Annotated in this window: 1 protein-coding gene; it reads left to right on the forward strand. The window is 34.4% G+C overall.

From position 1 onward, the window contains the following. Window positions 1–426 precede the first annotated feature (426 nt). A complete protein-coding gene (gene ltrA, locus KQI30_RS16690; RefSeq protein ID WP_216464472.1) occupies window positions 427–1770 on the forward strand; it encodes a group II intron reverse transcriptase/maturase in 1344 nt (447 codons plus the stop codon). The last annotated feature ends 95 nt before the right edge of the window (window positions 1771–1865 follow it).

Consider the following 1865-nt stretch of genomic DNA (forward strand, 5'->3'; position numbering starts at 1 on the left):
CATATAGCCTAAGACAAGGGTGTCCATCGCGAGGTGGAATCTGAAGGAAGTCGGCGGCAAACCTTTGGTCTGAGGAACACGAATCACATTAGGCTTGATTTGTGGGTAAGCTTGCATAACAAAGCAAAGCCCAATAACTATCCGAAAACAAATTAAGTATATGTGGCAGATAGATGAAGGGAAAGTGTACGTTCTTACCTGGGGAGGTCTGATAAATACATTATGCAGTAGATTAAATTCGAGCATAATAACCTGCATAGTGATATGTAGCTGAATTATCAGAAGTCAGCAGAAGCCATAGTACCTACGGTAAACGCGTTAGCGTGGGGAAGGGCCGAACATTAGAAGGTTTACAACTTCGGTAAATTTAAATAATTATGATGAAGGCAGAAAACTCCTGTCGGAGGTCTAGCTGTGGAGGTAGAAATGGAAGTTCAATATAAACAGAAGATGCAAAGTAAATATATTAAATTACCGAATAGGGAAAGCGTAAACGGTGAGTTATTTGATACCAGTAGGTTACTTGAAAAAGTACTTGCTAGAGATAATATGCTTGAGGCAATGTATAAAGTAATTAGAAATAAAGGTAGTCATGGAGTTGATAACATGAAGGCCGATGAACTTCGAGAACATGTTATTAACACATGGAATACAGTTAAATCTAAACTACTGGAAGGTAAATATAATCCATCTCCGGTAAGGAGGGTAGAAATACCTAAACCAGACGGAGGAATCAGATTGCTTGGAATTCCTACAGTTCAAGATAGAATGATTCAACAAGCAATTGCACAAATATTAAATGAAATATATGAACCTATTTTCTCTAAAAGTAGTTATGGATTCAGACCCGGAAGAGGTGCAAAAGATGCCATAAAGAAGTCAGAGGAATACATTAATCAAGGTAATAAGTGGGTAGTTGATATGGATTTAGAGAAATTCTTTGATAAGGTTAATCACAACATATTAGTGCGTAAACTAGAGAGAAGAATTAAAGACCAAAGATTGATAAAACTGATAAGAAAATACTTAGAAAGTGGCGTATTAATCAATGGAATTAAAGTATCAAGCGAAAAAGGAACACCGCAAGGTGGACCATTAAGCCCACTATTAGCAAATATAATGTTAGATGATTTAGATAAGGAATTGGAAAAACGAGGACATAAGTTCTGTAGATATGCTGACGACTGCAACATTTATGTTAAAAGCAAAAGAGCAGGCGAAAGGGTAATGAAATCTATAACTAATATCATTGAAAATGAACTTAAACTAAAGGTTAATAGAAATAAAAGCAATGTAGACTTAGTATCAAGAAGAAAGTTTTTAGGATTCTCATTTTATTTCGCCGAAGGCGGTGCAAAAATACGAATCCATGAAAAGTCTATTGGAAGAATTAAAGATAAAATCAGAGAAATAACCAATAGGAATAAGGGAATATCAATGGATTATAGATTAATTAAACTAAATGATATGATTATAGGATGGGTTAATTATTTTAAAATAGCAAATGCAAGTCGAAAACTAATGGAATTAGACAAATGGATAAGAAGAAGATTAAGAGCATGTATGTGGAAACAATGGAAGAAGGTAAGAACAAGGTATAGAAATTTAATAAAATTTGGTATACCGAAGCCTAAAGCCTATCAATACGCCAATACAAGAAAAGGCTACTGGAGAATTTCCAATAGCCCTATATTGAATAAAATCTTCAATAACAAATATTTTGAAATATTAGGTCTAATAAGCATGACTAAAGTATACCAAGTCAAATAATAAACTTATTTCTAATGAACCGCCGTGTACCGAACGGTACGCACGGTGGTGTGAGAGGACGCTAAATAAAATAATTATTTAGCTCCTACTCGATA

This window comes from Clostridium bornimense (genome assembly GCF_018917145.1).
Taxonomy (GTDB): Bacteria; Bacillota; Clostridia; order Clostridiales; family Clostridiaceae; genus Clostridium_AN; species Clostridium_AN bornimense_A.